Source organism: Streptomyces sp. NPDC097617 (assembly GCF_044761485.1).
GTDB lineage: Bacteria > Actinomycetota > Actinomycetes > Streptomycetales > Streptomycetaceae > Streptomyces.
This window is the reverse complement of sequence record NZ_JBIWCL010000033.1, coordinates 35,751-53,276: the sequence shown is the minus strand read 5'-3', so window position 1 is coordinate 53,276 and position 17,526 is coordinate 35,751. Positions and strand designations below refer to the sequence as shown.

Here is a 17,526-nt window from a genome sequence, read left to right as displayed (position 1 = left end):
CATTCGACAGGGCCGACCGCAGCTGTTGACTGAATCTATTCAGCGCGCGACTATGTGAATAGATTGACCAACATCGGAGGAGGCACCGCCATGTCAGGACCCCGCCCCGTACGTGCCGCGCGAGGCACCGAGCTCAGCACCCTGGGATGGCAGCAGGAGGCCGCGCTGCGGATGCTCCAGAACAACCTCGACCCCGAGGTCGCCGAGCACCCCGACAAGCTCGTCGTCTACGGCGGCACGGGCAAGGCGGCCCGCGACTGGCGCTCGTACGACGCCATGGTCCGCACCCTGCAGACCCTCAAGCAGGACGAGACGATGCTGGTCCAGTCCGGCCGCCCGGTCGGCGTGATGCAGACGCACGAGTGGGCGCCGCGCGTCCTGCTCGCCAACTCCAACCTCGTCGGCGACTGGGCGAACTGGGAGGAGTTCCGCCGTCTGGAGCACCTCGGCCTGACCATGTACGGCCAGATGACCGCCGGGTCCTGGATCTACATCGGCACGCAGGGCATCCTCCAGGGCACCTACGAGACCTTCGCCGCCGTCGCCGCGAAGAAGTTCCAGGGCACCCTCGCGGGCACCATCACCCTCACCGCCGGCCTCGGCGGCATGGGCGGCGCCCAGCCGCTGGCCGTGACGATGAACGACGGCGTCGCGATCTGCATCGACGTCGACCCGCGCGCCATCGACCGCCGCATCGAGCACCGGTACCTGGACGTCAAGGCCGACAACCTGCGCCACGCCCTCCAGCTGGCGGTCGAGGCCCGCGACGCCCGCAAGCCGCTGTCCATCGGCCTCCTCGGCAACGCCGCCGAGCTGCTCCCGCAGATGCTCGCCGAGGGCGCCCCGATCGACATCGTGACCGACCAGACCTCGGCCCACGACCCGCTCGCGTACCTCCCGGTCGGCGTCGACCTCGACGACATGGCGGACTACGCCGCCAAGGACCCGGCCGGCTTCACCACCCGCGCCCGCGAGTCGATGGCCAAGCACGTCGAGGCCATGGTCGGCTTCATGGACGCCGGCGCCGAGGTCTTCGACTACGGCAACTCCATCCGCGGCGAGGCCCAGCTGGCCGGCTACGACCGCGCCTTCGCCTTCCCCGGCTTCGTCCCCGCCTACATCCGCCCGCTGTTCTGCGAGGGCAAGGGCCCCTTCCGCTGGGCGGCGCTGTCGGGCGAGGCCTCGGACATCCACAAGACCGACAAGGCGATGCTGGAGCTCTTCCCCGAGAACGAGTCCCTGCACCGCTGGATCAAGATGGCCGGCGAGCGCGTCCACTTCCAGGGCCTGCCCGCCCGGATCTGCTGGCTCGGCTACGGCGAGCGCGACAAGGCCGGCGAGCGCTTCAACGAGATGGTGGCCGACGGCACCCTCGCCGCGCCCCTGGTGATCGGCCGCGACCACCTCGACTGCGGCTCGGTGGCCTCCCCGTACCGCGAGACCGAGGCCATGCTCGACGGCTCCGACGCGATCGCCGACTGGCCGCTGCTCAACGCCATGGTCAACGTGGCCTCCGGCGCCTCCTGGGTCTCCATCCACCACGGCGGCGGCGTCGGCATGGGCCGCTCCATCCACGCGGGCCAGGTCACCGTCGCCGACGGCACCCCGCTCGCCGGCGAGAAGATCCGCCGCGTCCTCACCAACGACCCGGGCATGGGCGTCATCCGCCACGTCGACGCCGGCTACGACATCGCCGAGTCGGTCGCCGACGAGCGCGGTGTCCGCGTCCCCATGCGCGAGGGCGACGACGCGTGACCTTCCACCGGATGTGGGCCGAGCTCGCCCCCATCGGCCGCAACGCCGACACCGGCGGGTACCGCCGGTACGCCTGGAGCGGGGCCGACGCGGACTGCCGTACCTGGTTCCAGGAGCAGGCCGAGGCGCGCGGGCTCACGTACGAGACCGACCGCAACGGCAACCAGTGGGCCTGGCTCGGCGACCCCCTCGCGGGGGACGCCGTGGTCACCGGCTCGCACCTGGACTCCGTCCCCGACGGCGGGGCCTTCGACGGCCCCCTCGGGGTGGTGTCCTCCTTCGCGGCCCTGGACGAACTCCGCAGGAGGGGCGCGGAGTTCTCCAGGCCGCTGGCCATCACCAACTTCGGTGACGAGGAGGGCGCGCGCTTCGGCCTCGCCTGCGTCGGCTCCCGGCTCGCCGCCGGGCAGCTGACCAAGGAGAAGGCGTACGAGCTGCGGGACGCCGACGGCACCTCCCTGCCCCAGGCCATGGAGGCCGCCGGCTACGACCCCGACGCCATCGGGGCCGACCCCGAACGCCTGGGCCGCATCGGCGCCTTCGTCGAGCTGCACGTGGAGCAGGGCCGGGCCCTGGACCTGTCCGGGGACCGGGTCGGCATCGCCTCCGCGATCTGGCCGCACGGCCGCTGGCGGTTCGACTTCCGTGGCGAGGCCAACCACGCCGGCACCACCCGGCTGGTCGACCGCCGCGACCCGATGCTCACCTACGCGGCGACCGTGCTCGCGGCCCGCGGCGAGGCGGCCCTCGCCGGGGCCGTCGCCACCTTCGGGAAGATCTCGGTCGAGCCCAACGGGGTCAACGCCATCCCCTCGCTCGTGCGCGGCTGGCTCGACTCGCGGGCCGCCGACCAGGCCACCCTCGACACGGTCGTCACCGCCATCGAGAAGGCCGCCCGCGAGCGCGCCGACCAGGACGGCATCGACCTCGGCATCGTCCGGGAGTCCTTCACCCCGGTCGTCGAGTTCGAGCACGCCCTGCGCGACGAGATGAACCGGATCCTGGGCGGTTCGGTGCCCGTCCTCGGGACCGGGGCGGGACACGACGCCGGAATCCTCTCCGCCGCCGTCCCGACCGCGATGCTGTTCGTACGGAACCCGACCGGCGTCTCCCACTCCCCGCGGGAGTTCGCCGCCGAGGACGACTGCGTGGCAGGCGTCCTCGCACTCGCCGACGTACTGGAAGGCCTGGCATGCCGCTGACGACGTACTGGCTGGAGCACGCCTGGCTCGGCACCCACGTCGAGCCGGGCGTCGCCCTGGAGGTTTCGCAAGACGGGCGGATCGGCGCCCTGCGCACCGGCGTGAGCAGCCCGCCGCCCGGCGCGGAGGTGCTGCGCGGCCTGACGCTCCCGGGCCTGGCCAACGCGCACAGCCACGCCTTCCACCGGGCCCTGCGCGCCGCCGTCCAGGTCGGCTCGGGCACCTTCTGGACCTGGCGCGACCTCATGTACAAGGTCGCCCAGAACCTCACCCCCGACAGCTACTTCGCGCTCGCCCGCGCCGTCTACGCCGAAATGGCCCTGGCCGGCATCACCAACGTCGGCGAGTTCCACTACGTCCACCACGCGCCCGGCGGCGCCGCGTACGCCGACCCGAACGCCATGGGCGAGGCCCTGATCGAGGCCGCCGCGGCGGCCGGCATCCGGATCACCCTGCTGGACACCGCGTACCTGTCCGCCGGCTTCGGAGAGGCCCCCACCAGCCACCAGCTGTGCTTCTCCGACGGCACCGCCGAGGCCTGGGCCGAGCGCGCGAGCGCGCTCAAGCCCCGCGAGCACGCCCTGATCGGCGCCGCCATCCACTCGGTGCGCGCGGTACCGGCCGCCGAGCTGGCCACCGTCGCCCGCTGGGCCGAGGAGCGCCGGGCGCCCCTGCACGTCCACCTCTCGGAGCAGACCGCCGAGAACGACGCCTGCCGGGCCGCCCACGGGCGCACCCCGACCCAGCTGCTGGCCGACCACGGGGTGCTGGGCCCGCGCACCACCGGTGTCCACAACACGCACCTGACCGACACGGACATCGCCCTCCTCGGCGGGACCTCCACCGGCACGTGCATGTGCCCCACCACCGAACGCGACCTCGCGGACGGCATCGGCCCGGCCACCCGCCTCCAGCACGCGGGCAGCCCGCTGTCCCTGGGCAGCGACAGCCACGCGGTGATCGACCTGCTCGAAGAGGCCCGCGCGATGGAGCTGAACGAGCGACTGCGCAGCCGCACCCGGGGCCACTGGACGGCGAACGCCCTGCTCACGGCCGCCACCGAGGACGGCCACGCCGCCCTCGGGCTCCCGGACGCGGGCCGCCTGGAGGCGGGCGCGCTCGCCGACTTCACCACGATCGCGCTCGACTCCGTCCGCACGGCCGGTCCGCTGCCGCGGCTGGGCGCCGAGACGGCCGTGTTCGCGGCGACCGCCGCCGATGTCCGCCACACGGTGGTCGGCGGCCGCCACATCGTCCGCGACGGCGCCCACACCCTCGTTCCGGACGTCCCGTCCGCCCTGGCCGAATCGATCGCCGCCCTGCGCTCCTGACCGCTTCCTGGGGCTCCGCCCCAGACCCCGCGCCTCAAACTCCCCCAGCTACCGCTGGGAGGTGCCCCCTGGCGAGGCTGTATTCCAGCCCGTCCGGCGTTTGAGGACCGGGTCCGGGCGGAGCCCGGTTTCGGGAAGGGGCGGGGTGGGGGACAAGAAAGCTCTGAGAGGAACCCCGTGACCACCACCGTCATCACCAACATCGGCAGCCTCGTCACCAACGACCCCGCCGCAGGCGACGGCTCCCCCCTCGGCCTCATCCAGGACGCGGCCGTCGTCATCGAGGACGACAAGATCGCCTGGGTCGGCCCCGCCGCCAAGGCCCCCGCCACGGACGAGGTCTTCGACGCCCAGGGCCGGGCCGTCATCCCCGGCTTCGTCGACTCCCACTCGCACCTCGTCTTCGCCGGCGACCGCACCGCCGAGTTCAACGCCCGGATGTCCGGCCGCAGCTACTCCGCCGGAGGCATCCGCACCACCGTCGCCGCCACCCGCGCCGCCTCCGACGCCGAGCTGGAGGCCAACCTCGTCCGGCACCTCGACGAGGCCCGCCGCCAGGGCACCACCACCTTCGAGACCAAGTCCGGCTACGGCCTCACCGTCGCCGACGAGGCCCGCGCCCTGCGCATCGCCGCCACGCACACCGACGAGGTCACCTACCTCGGCGCGCACATCGTCTCCCCGGACTACGCCGAGGACCCGGCCGGCTACGTCGACCTCGTCACCGGCGAGATGCTGACCGCCTGCGCCCCGTACGCCCGCTGGGTGGACGTCTTCTGCGAGAAGGGCGCCTTCGACGGGGACCAGGCCCGCGCGATCCTCACCGCCGGCGCGGCCGCCGGGCTGATCCCGCGCGTCCACGCCAACCAGCTCTCCTACGGGCCCGGCGTCCAGCTCGCCGTCGAGCTCGAGGCGGCCTCCGCCGACCACTGCACCCACCTCACCGACGTCGACGTCGACGCGCTCGCCCAGGCCGCCGGCACCACCGTCGCCACCCTGCTGCCGGGCGCCGAGTTCTCCACCCGCGCGCAGTGGCCCGACGCCCGCGGCCTGATCGACGCGGGCGCGACCGTCGCCCTGTCCACGGACTGCAACCCCGGCTCCTCCTACACGAGTTCGATGCCGTTCTGCATCGCGCTCGCCGTCCGCGACATGCGCATGACCCCCGACGAGGCCCTCTGGTCGGCCACCGCCGGCGGCGCCCGCGCCCTGCGCCGTGACGACATCGGCCTCCTGGCCCCGGGAGCCCGCGCCGACCTGGCCCTCCTGGACGCCCCGAGTCATGTCCACCTCGCCTACCGGCCCGGTGTACCGCTGGTTTCCGCGGTCTGGCAGCGGGGCCGCCGCGTGCACTGACGAACGGTCAATCCCGGGTTGTCCTTTGTCTTCCTTCCGTAAGACCCCGGGCGTACCTTGAGCCACCGATCTGATGTTCCGTCAGTTCCGTGGCCCGAGGGGAAGACGAAGGTGTCCGACCGCAAACGCTCCACCGCGCTCGCGCTGGCCTCCGCGCTGGCCGGAACGGCGGTGCTGCTCACCGCCCCCGCGGCCCATGCCGCCGTCGTCGACGTGGCCTACGACTGCAAGACCCCGATCGGGGACAAGTCGGCGGTGTCGCCCATCGACATCAAGGCCGTCAAAGAGGGCGACGGCTACAAGCTGACGATGTCCTTCCAGAAGGGCGTCTCGTCCAGCCCCATCGAACTGGGCAAGGGCGCGATGAACCCCAGCGCCGTCATCCTCGTCGGCGGCGCCGAGAAGGTGTCCGTCCCGGTCTCGGGTCCGCCCAACCCCGAGGCCGTGCCGCCCGACACCCCCATCAAGATCACCGACCTCTCCGGCACCTACACGCCCAAGGAGAGCGGCAGGGTCACCTTCACCGCCGGGGTGCTCACCATCATGGCGATGAGCACGACGACCACCTGCACCCCCAGCAACAGCCCGGGGCCCTCGCTGGAGATGGACGTCACGGCGCCCGGCGGCGGCGGGGGCGCGCAGCCCGGCTCCGGCTCCGCCACCACCGGTGACACCCTCCCGCAGACCGGGCCCACCGACTCCGCCCTCGCCCTCGGCACCCTCGGCGCCACCGTGCTGCTCTCCGGCGCCGCCGGAGTGCTCTGGCTGACCCGGCGCGGCCGGCGGGCCCGGTCCTGAACGGAGCACCCGCACATGCCCGTGCTCCACACCCTCAGGCGCGCCGGCGCCGTGCTCCTGCTCGCCGCCGCCGCGCTGTACGCGACCCCCGCGCACCCCGCGGCCGCCGACGAGCCGGGCTGGACCGCCGAGCCCGCCGCCGGAACGGCGACCGCCACCCGCCCGTACTTCTACCTCGCGGGCGCGCCCGGCACCGTCCTGGAGGACCGCCTCGCCCTCGTCAACACCAGCGACCGGGAGCGCACCATCACGTTGCGCGGGGCCGACGCCTACAACACCGCCGACGGCGCCCTCGCGGTCCGCCCGGCCGACGGCGCCGCCCCCGCCACCACCGGGGCCGGCTCCTGGATCAGCTTCGGGACCGCCACCACCGTGACGGTCCCGCCGCGCACCCGCGCCGTGGTCCCCTTCACACTCACCGTGCCGCCCGCGTCCCCGCCCGGCGACCACCCCGCCGCCGTGGTCGCCGCCGAAGCCGGACACGAGGCGGGAATACGGGTCCACCTGCGCGTCGGCGGACCCGCCCTGGCGGCCCTCACCGTCGAGGACGTCGCCGTACGCGGCCGCGGCGGGTCCGCCGTCGTCGCCTACACCCTCGTCAACCGCGGCAACGTGGCCCTCGCCCCCGAACTGCGGATCCGCGCCGACACCCTCGTCGGCGGGGCGCCCGACCCGTCCCGCGGCCGCACCCTGCCGGTGGAACTGCTCCCCGGCCAGCGGGTGGAGCTCACCGAGCCCTGGCCCGGCGCCCCGGCCCTGGACCGGGTCCGCGTCACCGTCACCGTGACCGCGCCCGGAGGCGCCCGCGCCGAGGCCACCGCCTCGCGCTGGCTCGTCCCCGGCGGCCTCGCCGGCCGGGCGGGGGCCGGCCTGCTCGGCCTCGGCGCGACCGCCGCCGCCGCGCTGTACCTCGTACGCGTCCGGCGGCCCGACCCACGTCCGGCGCCGGACGTGCCGCCCGCGGCCGGCCCGACCACCCCTGCACCGCACCACGAACTGACGGGAGCCACCAGGTGAGAAGAGTCGCAGCCCTGCTGGCCGCGGGGCTGGCGGTGTGCGCCCTCGCCCTGTTCCCCGCGGGCCCGTCCGCCGCCGCCGAGGCCAGGCCGACCGTGGCGCTCTCGCTCCAGGAGGCCGCCAAGGGCACCGGCATCACCGTCACCGGTACCGGCTGGCCGGCCAAGACCCTGGTGATGCTGCTGGTCTGCGGGCAGAACATGATCGGCGGCACCAACAGCTGCGCCAACGCCGACGGCGCGGCCGTCTCCGTCGCCGCCGACGGGGGCTTCACCGCCCGGCTGCCCGTGGTGGCACCGCCCAAGCCGTGCCCCTGCATCGTCAACGTCACCTCCGTCAACGGCGACCAGTCCACCGTCGCGACCCCGCTGAAGATCACCGACCACCCGGTCGCGGAGCTGCCCGCCGAATCCGGCACGGCCCGCCTCGCGGTGCTCACCGGGGTCCGGCTGGAGGGCGGGGACGGGGTACTGACCTGGTTCGGCGCCCCGCCCGCCCGGAAGTTCAAGGTCACCGTCGGCAATCTCGGCCCGGTCCCGGTCAAGGACCCCGTCTTCCAGCTCGGCACCGCGCACGGGGTGTTCGCCCCGCTGTGGGAGGAGGCCCGCTGGAAGGGCACCATCGCGCCCGGCGGCAAGGCGGAGATCGCGCTCGACGTCGCCCTCGCCGCGGGAGCCCACGGGGACTACGCGGTCTCCCTCAAGTACGGCGAGACCGTGGTGGCCACGCAGCCCTGGGGCGTGGACCGCCCGTACGGGGTGCTGCTCTTCTGGGGCCTGCTCCTGTTGGTGATCCCGGCCGCGGTCTTCCGTATCGGCATGGCCGTCGTCGACCGGGTCCGGCCGCGCACCGTGCCCGCCGCCGGCCGCCACCGGAGCGCACGGCTCCCGGACGCGGCCGCCGCGGTGACGGCCCGGCTGCCGAGGATCCCGGCCCTGCGGGCCCCCGGGCCGGCCGCGCGCTCCGACCGCCCGGAGCCGTCCCCCCAGACCACCACGGCGGCCTTGCCGTGGTTCACCCCGGACAGCGCGCCGGGCACAGCACCACAGGCGTCCGCACCGTCTGAGAACCGTTCGACGACGAAGGGACATTCGTGAAAACCCAACGGAGGGTGAGCGCGGCCGTGATCGCGCTGCTGCTCGGCGGCGCCGGTATCGCCATCGGAACGACCCCCGCCCAGGCCGCGGAGACCAAGTTCAACGTCAAGTGCGTCCCCCCGGCCGGGGGCGGCAGTCCGGTGGAGGGCGAGACCACCGCCAAGGTCACCGCCCCGGCCTCGGCGAAGGTCGGCGACGAGGTCGACGTGTCCTGGGAGACGGTGAAGCCGGCCTCGAACAACACGGACCTGATGGACATCCCGCAGGACGCGGTCCAGCCCACCGGCTGGATCACGGTCGGCGGCGGTGGCGGTGAGCTGAAGGTCGTCGGGGAGAAGAAGAACCCGCCGATCCCGAAGAAGGCGCCCATGCAGATGTCCGTGATGAAGGGCAAGCTGAAGCTCACGAAGGCCGGGAAGATCACGCTGACCCCCGGCAAGTACGACGTGGCCGTCACCTTCTCCTTCGGCACGTTCGTCACCAAGTGCGCGCCGACCGGCGCCGTGGCCGTGGGGGCCACCATCGACGTGGCGGCGGGCTCCAGCGGCGGTACGACGACCGGCGGTACGACCACGGGCGGTACGACCACGGGCGGCGCCACCACCGGCGGTGCGACCACCGGCGGCGGAGGCGGCCAGACCGACTTCCCGGGCAAGGCGGTCGAGGTGGCCTTCGACTGCGGGCCGGTCGTCCCGGGCGGCATCAAGACCCCGGTCACCATCAGCGCCAAGAAGAACGGCGGCAGCTACGACCTGACGGTGAAAACCGCCAAGGGAGCGATGGCGGCGCCCATGGCCCTGCCCGCGGGAGCGCTCAAGCCCTCGATGGACGTGAAGCTCGGCGGGGCGGACAGCGGCACGGTCAAGGTCTCCGGCCCGGCCAACGCCGAGCCGATCCCGGACAAGGCCCCGGTCAGCCTCAGCGACATGACCGGCACCTACAAGCCCGGGAAGAGCGGCAAGGTGACGCTGAGCCCGGACCAGCTGACGATCGACGTGACGATGGCCCCCGGCTCCACCCCGATCAAGGTCCCCTGCAAGGCGACGAGCAGCGGCGTCTCGCTGGAGCTGGACACCACCGCCCAGCCGGGCGGCTCCGGTTCCTCGTCGGCCTCCGGCAGCGCCACCTCCGGCGGCGGCCTCGCCGATACCGGTGCGGAGGACGAGGGCGGCATCAAGGCCCTGGCCCTGGTGGCCGGCACGGTGATCCTGCTCGGCGGCGCGGTGTTCACGTTCACCCCGTGGCGCCGGCTGCGCGGCACCCGCTGACACCGCAACGGCCCGGCACACCGTGTGGTGTGCCGGGCCGTTGCGTCGTACGGGGCGCGAGGGCGTCAGCCCATGCCGTCCATCAGCTGGTTGACCTTCTTGCGGTACATGAAGATCGCCAGGCCGGCGAGGACGGCGGCGGTCGCCTGGAAGAGGATCACTCCGACGCCGTTCATCTGCACCTCGGCCAGACCCAGCAGACCGGTGACGCAGTCACCGGCGGTGACGGCCAGGAACCAGACGCCCATCATCTGGGAGCCGTACTTCTGCGGAGCCATCTTCGTGGTGACCGACAGGCCGACCGGCGACAGGCACAGCTCGGCGAGGGTGTGCATCAGGAAGATGAGCACCAGCCACCACATGGTGACCTTGGTGTCGTTGCCTGCGGTCTGGTTCAGCGGCAGGGCGAAGACGAAGAACGAGGCGCCGACGATGACCAGGGCCACCGAGAACTTCACGATGGTGCTGGGCTCGCGGTTGCGGCGGGCCAGGGCCACCCACGCGGCGGCGAAGACCGGGGCCAGGGCCACCACGAAGAGCGGGTTCAGCGACTGGAAGATGGTGGTCGGGACTTCCCAGCCGAACAGGCTGCGCTCGGAGTTCTTGTCACCGAACAGCGAGAGTGTCGAACCGCCCTGGTCGTAGATCATCCAGAAGACGGCGGCGGCCACGAAGAACCAGATGTAGGCGCTCATCCGGGTCTGCTCGACGGTGGACAGGTCCTTGTCCCGCTTGATGCGCGCGAGGACGGCGACCGGGATGATCAGACCGGCGATGGTGATCGGGTACAGCGCCCACTTGATGGTGAACATGTCCGCCGCGACCACGGCGCTGTAGAAGACGGCGATGACGGCCAGGACGGTGAGCGCCTTGACGATCACGGCCTTGCGCTCGGCCGCGGACAGCGGGTTCGGGACGAGGCTGCTCTGCGGGCTCAGCGTGCGACCGGCGAGCAGGTAGACCACGAGGCCGATGCCCATGCCGACGGCGGCGAGCGCGAAGCCGAGGTGCCAGTTCACGAGCTCGCCGACCATGCCGATGCCGATCGGCGCGAGGAGGGCACCCACGTTGATGCCGATGTAGAAGATCGTGAAGCCGCTGTCACGGCGCGGGTCGTCCACACCGCGGTACAGGTGGCCGACCATCGTGGAGATGTTGGCCTTCAGCAGACCGGAACCGATCGCGACCAGCAGCAGACCGATGAAGAACGACATCTGGCCGGGCAGCGCGAGCGCCAGGTGGCCCGCCATGATCACGACACCGGCGATGGTGACCGTCTTGCGGGCACCCCAGACGCGGTCACCGAACCAGCCGCCGGGCATGGCCATGAGGTAGACCATGGCCACGTAGACGGAGTAGATCGCCGTGGCCGTCGCGGCGGTGAAGCCGAGGCCGCCACCCTGGCTGTCGGTCGCGGCGTCGACGCCGCCGGAGACCAGGTACAGAACGAGAAGCGCACGCATGCCGTAGTAGGAGAAGCGCTCCCACATCTCGGTCATGAACAGCGTGGCCAGGCCGATCGGGTGGCCGAGGACGGTCTTCTCGTGAGCGGGGCTCGGTGAGGCCGTCGTCAGGCTGGAAGCCATGGTCGATCCTTGCTTGCTCGGGACGCTTCGGCTTCGTGAGCTCATCCGCGCCCGGTGGGGGGTGGCCGGCACCGGCGGACGGATCTCCCACCCCACGCCTCGGGGTCCCGCCCCACGGGGATGGGGGCGGCAGGACATCCGTAACCGGGATCCACGCCCTCCCGCGCATCATCACGCGGAGGGCCCGGCCAACAGGTCATTCACTGTCGTCACGGTCGGCCGGGGCGGTCCTTGAAGGGACCGTCCGTCCGGTTCAGGACAGAAATAGAGACCCTTGTGCTGCTTTTCGGCACAAAGGTCCCGGAGGTATTGCATCAGGCGTCTCGCCACCATACGACACGACACTGTGGCATTTAAAAGGACTTGAGAGATGGATCACAAGGTGCGTCGGGAACCGTTCGACCATATTCGAAGGCGTCCGGCCGTTCATAAGCCCAGATCGAGAGGGGTCTGCGGGCGGGCCCCTGGATGCAGCCGCCGCGGACTACCATCACCCACATGACGCGTGTACTGCTCGCCGAGGACGACGCATCCATCTCGGAACCCCTGGCCCGCGCTCTGCGCCGGGAGGGGTACGAGGTCGAGGTCCGGGAGGACGGCCCCACCGCGCTGGACGCGGGACTGCAGGGCGGCGTCGACCTCGTCGTCCTCGACCTGGGCCTGCCGGGCATGGACGGCCTGGAGGTCGCCCGCCGGCTGCGCGCCGAGGGCCACGGCTTCCCGATCCTGGTCCTCACCGCCCGCGCGGACGAGGTCGACACGGTCGTCGGCCTGGACGCCGGCGCCGACGACTACGTGACCAAGCCCTTCCGCCTGGCCGAACTGCTCGCCCGGGTCCGGGCCCTGCTCCGGCGCGGCGCCACCGAGGCCCTCCAGCCCCCCGCCACCCACGGCGTACGGATCGACGTCGAGTCGCACCGCGCCTGGATGGGGGAGGAGGAGCTCCAGCTCACGGCCAAGGAGTTCGACCTGCTGCGCGTCCTGGTCCGCGACGCCGGCCGGGTCGTCACCCGCGACCAGCTCATGCGCGAGGTCTGGGACACCACGTGGTGGTCCTCCACCAAGACCCTGGACATGCACATCTCCTGGCTGCGCAAGAAGCTCGGGGACGACGCCGCCAACCCCCGCTACATCGCCACCGTGCGGGGCGTCGGCTTCCGCTTCGAGAAGAGCTGACCGCTCCCGCGGCCCCACCTGGGGCATGCTCTAGGGCATGCGCCGCCGCCTGATCAACTCCACACTCGCCGTGGTGCTCGTCGTGATCGCCGTCTTCGGGGTCTCCCTCGTCATCGTGGAGACCCGGACCATCACCAGCAGCGCCCAGGACCGCATCGAGTCCGAGGCGCTGCGGCTCGTGGGCATCGTTGAGACGGACGTCCTGGAGAAGAAGCCGATCGACCCCGTGGCCCTCGGCGAGCAACTGGACGCCGGCCACTACGCGCGGATCACCATCCCCGGCCGGCAGGCCGTCCAGGTGGGCGTCCCGATCGCCGACAGCGTCATCCGCGGCATCGCCCGCGGTGAGCAGGGCGAGGTCGTGGTCGTCGAGGAGTCCCGCTCCACGGTGACCCGCGAGGTCGGCCGGACGCTGGCGGTGGTCGGCGCGGTGGCCCTGCTGGCCGTCGTGGCGGCCGTCCTGCTCGCCGTACGGCAGGCCAACCGGCTCGCCTCCCCGCTCACCGACCTGGCCGAGACGGCCGAGCGCCTGGGATCGGGCGACCCGCGGCCCCGGCACAAGCGCTACGGGGTCCCCGAGCTGGACCGGGTCGCGGACGTACTGGACTCCAGCGCCGAGCGGATCGGCCGGATGCTCACAGCCGAGCGGCGCCTGGCCGCGGACGCCTCGCACCAGCTGCGCACCCCGCTCACCGCGCTCTCCATGCGGCTGGAGGAGATCACCGTCACCGACGACCTGGAGACCGTACGGGAGGAGGCGACGATCGCCCTGACCCAGGTGGAGCGGCTCACGGACGTCGTACAGCGGCTGCTCACGAACTCGCGGGACCCGCGGACCGGCTCCGCGGTCCCCTTCGACCTGGACGAGGTCGTCAAGCAGCAGGTGGAGGAGTGGCGGCCGGCCTACCGCAGCGCGGGACGGGCCATCGTCCGCTCCGGAAAGCTGGGCGTCCGGGCCGTCGGCACTCCGGGCGCGGTCTCGCAGGTGCTGGCCACCCTGGTGGAGAACGCACTGATGCACGGCGGCGGCACGGTCGCGCTGCGCACCCGGGTGATCGGCAACCAGGCGGTGCTGGAGGTCACGGACGAGGGGCCGGGCGTTCCGCCGGACCTCGGGAACCGGATCTTCGAACGGGCCATCAGCGGCCGCAACTCCACCGGGATCGGCCTCGCGGTCGCCCGGGACCTCGCGGAGGCGGACGGCGGACGTCTGGAGCTGCTCCAGACACAGCCGCCGGTGTTCGCGCTGTTCCTCAGCCGGACGGCGCCGGAACCGGCCGAACCGCAGGCCATGGTGCGCTGAACGACCGGGAGCGGGTGAGCGGCGGCGGAGCTAGTTGCTCGCAGGGGCCGGCTCGGGCACCGGCTCCGGCCGACGCTCCGGCTTCGGCACGGGCGCGGGATCCGGCATCGGCTCGGTGGGCTCGGCCGGAGCCGGCAGGGCCTTGAAGACCCAGGTCCGGTACGACCAGAAGCGGAACACGGTGGCGGTCCCGATGCCGATGAACTTGAACACGTTGCTCGCGACCGGGCCGTCCCAGCCGAAGCCGTAGGTGGCGGCGTAGAGCACGCCGCTCTCGATGACCAGGCCGATACCGCTGAACAGGGCGAACAGGACGAGCTCGCGGGTGCGGCCGCTCTGGGCGCGGTCCCGGTAGGCGAAGTAGCGGAAGCCGATGTAGTTCGTGGCGATGGCCACGACGGTGGCTATCACGCTCGCCCGCACCACCTGCAGGTCGGTCGTGTTGCGGATCAGGTTGAAGACGCCCAGATTGACCAGGACACCCAGGCCGCCGACCGCCCCGAACTTGGCGACCTCCCGTACGAGGCCGCGTACGCGTTCGAGGACAGATCCGCCCGGCGTGCTCATCAGTAGGTCAGTCCTGTCGGTCACCGCCCGCTTACGGGGCGTCCGGTGTTCTCCGTCAACCCACCCATGCTAAGTCTCCCCCCTGTGGTCCGTCTGTGCCTTCCGGCTCCGTGCGACGCACGGCACACGGACACGGCCCGCGGGCGGATCCGGCCGGGGGCGCGTCGACGCGGGTCCCGGTGGCCGAATACCGGCGGATACCCTGGAGGAGTGACGTTCCCGGTAGTCGGCATGGTCGGCGGCGGACAGCTCGCCCGCATGACCCACGAGGCGGGTATCCCCCTCGGCATCAGATTCAAGCTCCTCAGTGACACCCCGCAGGACTCGGCGGCCCAGGTCGTGAGCGATGTCGTCATCGGCGACTATCGCGATTTGGAGACGTTGCGTGCCTTCGCGCGCGGTTGTGACGTGATCACCTTCGACCACGAGCATGTACCCATGGAGCACCTGCGGGCCCTGGAAGCGGACGGCATCCCCGTCCGCCCGGGGCCCGACGCTTTGGTACACGCCCAGGACAAGGGGGTGATGCGCGCCAAGCTCGACGAGATCGGCGCGCCCAGCCCCCGGCACCGGATCGTGAGCGATCCGGTGGACGTGGCCGCCTTCGCGGACGAGGTGGGCGGGTTCCCCGTCATCCTCAAGACCGTGCGGGGCGGGTACGACGGCAAGGGGGTGTGGTTCGTCCGGACCCCCGACGACGCCGAGGCCCCGTTCAAGGCGGGCGTCCCGGTCCTCGCGGAGGAGAAGGTCGAGTACGTCCGCGAACTCGCGGCCAACATCGTCCGCTCCCCGCACGGACAGGCGGTCGCCTATCCCGTCGTGGAGTCCGTCCAGGTGGACGGCGTCTGCGACACGGTGATCGCCCCGGCCCCGAACCTCTCGGAGGCCCTCGCGGGCGAGGCCCAGGCCCTCGCCCTGCGCATCGCCAAGGAACTCGACGTGACCGGCCACCTGGCCGTGGAGCTGTTCGAGACCACCGACGGCCGGATCCTGGTCAACGAGCTGGCGATGCGCCCGCACAACAGCGGGCACTGGACCCAGGACGGCGCCGTCACCTCCCAGTTCGCCAACCACGTACGGGCGGTCCTGGACCTCCCGCTCGGCGACCCGCGCCCCCGCGCCCGGTGGACGGTCATGGCGAACGTGCTGGGCGGGGACTACCCCGACATGTACGCGGCGTACCTGCACTGCATGGCCCACGACCCCCAGCTGAAGATCCACATGTACGGCAAGGACGTGAAGCACGGCCGCAAGGTCGGCCACGTCAACACCTACGGCGACGACCTGGACGATGTGCTGGAACGCGCACGCCACGCAGCCGGCTACCTCAGGGGAACGATCACCGAATGAGCACCACCTCCGCAGGCCCCGTCATCGGCATCGTCATGGGCTCCGACTCGGACTGGCCCGTCATGGAGGCGGCCGCCCAGGCCCTGGACGAGTTCGAGATCCCCTACGAGGTCGACGTCGTGTCCGCCCACCGGATGCCGCGCGAGATGGTCGCGTACGGGGAGCGGGCCGCCGACCGCGGCCTGAAGGCGATCATCGCGGGCGCGGGCGGAGCCGCCCACCTGCCCGGCATGCTCGCCTCGGTCACCCCGCTGCCGGTCATCGGCGTGCCGGTGCCGCTGAAGTACCTCGACGGCATGGACTCGCTGCTGTCGATCGTCCAGATGCCCGCCGGGGTTCCCGTCGCCACCGTCTCGGTCGCTGGGGCGCGCAACGCGGGTCTGCTGGCCGTACGGATGCTGGCCGCGCACGACACGGAGCTGCTGGCCCGGATGCGCGACTTCCAGCAGGAGCTGAACGACCAGGCCACCGAGAAGGGCAAGCGGCTGCGTACGAAGGTCGCGAACGCGGAGTCCTTCGGGTTCGGCAAGTGAGCGCGGCGCAGCGTCTGGACGAGGCGCGCGAGCTGTTGGCCGAGCACCCCGTCGTGGACGGCCACAACGACCTGCCCTGGGCGCTGCGTCAGCAGGTGCGCTACGACCTGGCGCAACGCGATATCGCGGGCGACCAGTCCGCCCACCTGCACACCGACATCCCCCGGCTGCGCGCCGGCGGGGTCGGCGCGCAGTTCTGGTCCGTCTACGTGCGCTCCGACTACGCCGGGGACGAGGCCGTCAGCGCCACCCTGGAGCAGATCGACGTCGTCGCCCAGCTGATCGACCGCTACCCCGGCGACCTGGTGCGGGCGCTGACGGCGGACGACATGGAGGCGGCCCGCGCCGACGGCCGGATCGCCTCGCTGATGGGCGCCGAGGGCGGCCACTCCATCAACAACTCGCTCGCCACCCTGCGCGCCCTGCACCAGCTGGGCGTGCGGTACATGACGCTCACGCACAACGACACGATCGACTGGGCGGACTCGGCGACCGACGAGCCCCGGCACGGCGGTCTGACCGACTTCGGCCGCGAGGTCGTCCGCGAGATGAACCGCGTGGGCATGCTGGTGGACCTCTCGCACGTCGCCGCGACGACGATGCGCGACGCGATCGCGGTCTCGGCCGCGCCCGTGGTCTTCTCGCACTCCTCGGCGCGGGCGGTCTGCGACCACCCGCGCAACATCCCCGACGACGTACTCGCGACGCTGCCGGGCAACGGCGGGGTGGCGATGGCCACCTTCGTGCCGAAGTTCATCCTCCCGGCGGCGGTCGAGTGGACCCTGGCCGCGGACGAGAACCTGCGGGCGCACGGTTTCCACCACCTGGACACCACCCCCGATGCGATGGCCCTGCACCGGGCCTTCGAGGCACAGCGCCCGCGCCCGGTGGCCACGGCCGCGACGGTCGCCGACCACCTGGACCACATGCGCGAGGTGGCCGGCATCGACCACATCGGCATCGGCGGCGACTACGACGGCACGGCCTTCACCCCCTCCGGCCTGGACGACGTGGCGGGCTACCCGAACCTCGTCGCCGAGCTGCTCACGCGCGGCTGGTCCCGTACCGACCTGGCGAAGCTGACCTGGTCCAACGCGGTACGGGTGCTGCGCGACGCGGAGGCGGTCGCCCGTGAGCTGTCGTCGTCCCGGGGCCCGTCGAACGCGGTGATCGGGTAGCGCAAGCGG

The 17,526-nt window shown here is 72.3% G+C and carries 15 protein-coding genes; 13 read left to right on the top strand and 2 right to left on the bottom strand.

The window, feature by feature from the left end; genetic code table 11:
- Nucleotides 1–90: 90 nt before the first annotated feature.
- The 8 genes from hutU to ACIQZO_RS35820 all read left to right on the top strand — a co-directional run bounded on the left by hutU (nt 91) and on the right by ACIQZO_RS35820 (nt 9,824).
- The gene (hutU, locus tag ACIQZO_RS35855) at nt 91–1,755 is read left to right on the top strand and encodes a urocanate hydratase (protein ID WP_403634793.1); all 1,665 of its coding nucleotides are present in this window, start codon (nt 91–93) and stop codon (nt 1,753–1,755) included.
- Between the two features lie 11 nt (nt 1,756–1,766).
- Entirely contained in the window at nt 1,767–2,957 is a 1,191-nt protein-coding gene (locus tag ACIQZO_RS35850; protein ID WP_403634872.1) for an allantoate amidohydrolase, read from the top strand.
- Nucleotides 2,948–4,288 (top strand): formimidoylglutamate deiminase, encoded by a 1,341-nt coding sequence (locus ACIQZO_RS35845; RefSeq protein WP_403634790.1) that lies wholly within the window; start codon nt 2,948–2,950, stop codon nt 4,286–4,288. Before ACIQZO_RS35850 ends, ACIQZO_RS35845 begins: the two co-directional genes overlap by 10 nt.
- Before the next feature lie 177 nt (nt 4,289–4,465).
- A complete protein-coding gene (hutI, locus tag ACIQZO_RS35840) occupies nt 4,466–5,644 on the top strand; it encodes an imidazolonepropionase (RefSeq protein ID WP_403634788.1) in 1,179 nt (392 codons plus the stop codon).
- A gap of 111 nt (nt 5,645–5,755) precedes the next feature.
- A complete protein-coding gene (locus ACIQZO_RS35835) occupies nt 5,756–6,442 on the top strand; it encodes an LPXTG cell wall anchor domain-containing protein (RefSeq protein WP_403634785.1) in 687 nt (228 codons plus the stop codon).
- Between the two features lie 15 nt (nt 6,443–6,457).
- The gene (locus ACIQZO_RS35830) at nt 6,458–7,459 is read left to right on the top strand and encodes a hypothetical protein (protein ID WP_403634782.1); all 1,002 of its coding nucleotides are present in this window, start codon (nt 6,458–6,460) and stop codon (nt 7,457–7,459) included.
- Nucleotides 7,456–8,556, top strand: a complete 1,101-nt coding sequence (locus tag ACIQZO_RS35825; protein ID WP_403634780.1) for a hypothetical protein — start codon at nt 7,456–7,458, stop codon at nt 8,554–8,556. The genes ACIQZO_RS35830 and ACIQZO_RS35825 overlap by 4 nt, the downstream gene beginning before the upstream one ends.
- A 14-nt stretch (nt 8,557–8,570) precedes the next feature.
- The gene (locus ACIQZO_RS35820) at nt 8,571–9,824 is read left to right on the top strand and encodes a hypothetical protein (protein WP_403634777.1); all 1,254 of its coding nucleotides are present in this window, start codon (nt 8,571–8,573) and stop codon (nt 9,822–9,824) included.
- Nucleotides 9,825–9,889: 65 nt separating this feature from the next.
- Here the strand turns inward: ACIQZO_RS35820 and ACIQZO_RS35815 are convergent, their stop codons facing one another.
- Nucleotides 9,890–11,410 (bottom strand): peptide MFS transporter, encoded by a 1,521-nt coding sequence (locus ACIQZO_RS35815; RefSeq protein WP_403634774.1) that lies wholly within the window; start codon nt 11,408–11,410, stop codon nt 9,890–9,892.
- Nucleotides 11,411–11,908: 498 nt separating this feature from the next.
- Between ACIQZO_RS35815 and ACIQZO_RS35810 the strand changes: the two genes are divergently transcribed.
- Nucleotides 11,909–12,586, top strand: a complete 678-nt coding sequence (locus ACIQZO_RS35810) for a response regulator transcription factor (protein ID WP_030724697.1) — start codon at nt 11,909–11,911, stop codon at nt 12,584–12,586.
- Between the two features lie 37 nt (nt 12,587–12,623).
- Nucleotides 12,624–13,889: an ATP-binding protein gene (locus tag ACIQZO_RS35805; RefSeq protein WP_403634771.1), complete on the top strand. Its 1,266-nt coding sequence runs from the start codon at nt 12,624–12,626 to the stop codon at nt 13,887–13,889.
- A gap of 30 nt (nt 13,890–13,919) precedes the next feature.
- On the opposite strand, the gene ACIQZO_RS35800 is transcribed toward ACIQZO_RS35805, so the two are convergent.
- A complete protein-coding gene (locus tag ACIQZO_RS35800; protein WP_403634769.1) occupies nt 13,920–14,456 on the bottom strand; it encodes a GtrA family protein in 537 nt (178 codons plus the stop codon).
- A 210-nt stretch (nt 14,457–14,666) separates the two neighbouring features.
- Here ACIQZO_RS35800 and ACIQZO_RS35795 point away from each other — a divergent pair, with 210 nt between their 5' ends.
- From ACIQZO_RS35795 to ACIQZO_RS35785, 3 genes are read left to right on the top strand one after another with little or no spacing between them, the layout of a single operon-like run.
- The gene (locus ACIQZO_RS35795) at nt 14,667–15,806 is read left to right on the top strand and encodes a 5-(carboxyamino)imidazole ribonucleotide synthase (protein WP_403634766.1); all 1,140 of its coding nucleotides are present in this window, start codon (nt 14,667–14,669) and stop codon (nt 15,804–15,806) included.
- On the top strand, nt 15,803–16,339 hold the full coding sequence (purE, locus tag ACIQZO_RS35790) for a 5-(carboxyamino)imidazole ribonucleotide mutase (RefSeq protein WP_403634763.1): 537 nt from the start codon (nt 15,803–15,805) through the stop codon (nt 16,337–16,339). Before ACIQZO_RS35795 ends, purE begins: the two co-directional genes overlap by 4 nt.
- Nucleotides 16,336–17,517 carry a dipeptidase gene (locus tag ACIQZO_RS35785; protein ID WP_403634761.1) on the top strand — a complete coding sequence of 394 codons (1,182 nt, stop codon included), beginning with the start codon at nt 16,336–16,338 and terminating at the stop codon, nt 17,515–17,517. The genes purE and ACIQZO_RS35785 overlap by 4 nt, the downstream gene beginning before the upstream one ends.
- Nucleotides 17,518–17,526 lie beyond the last annotated feature (9 nt).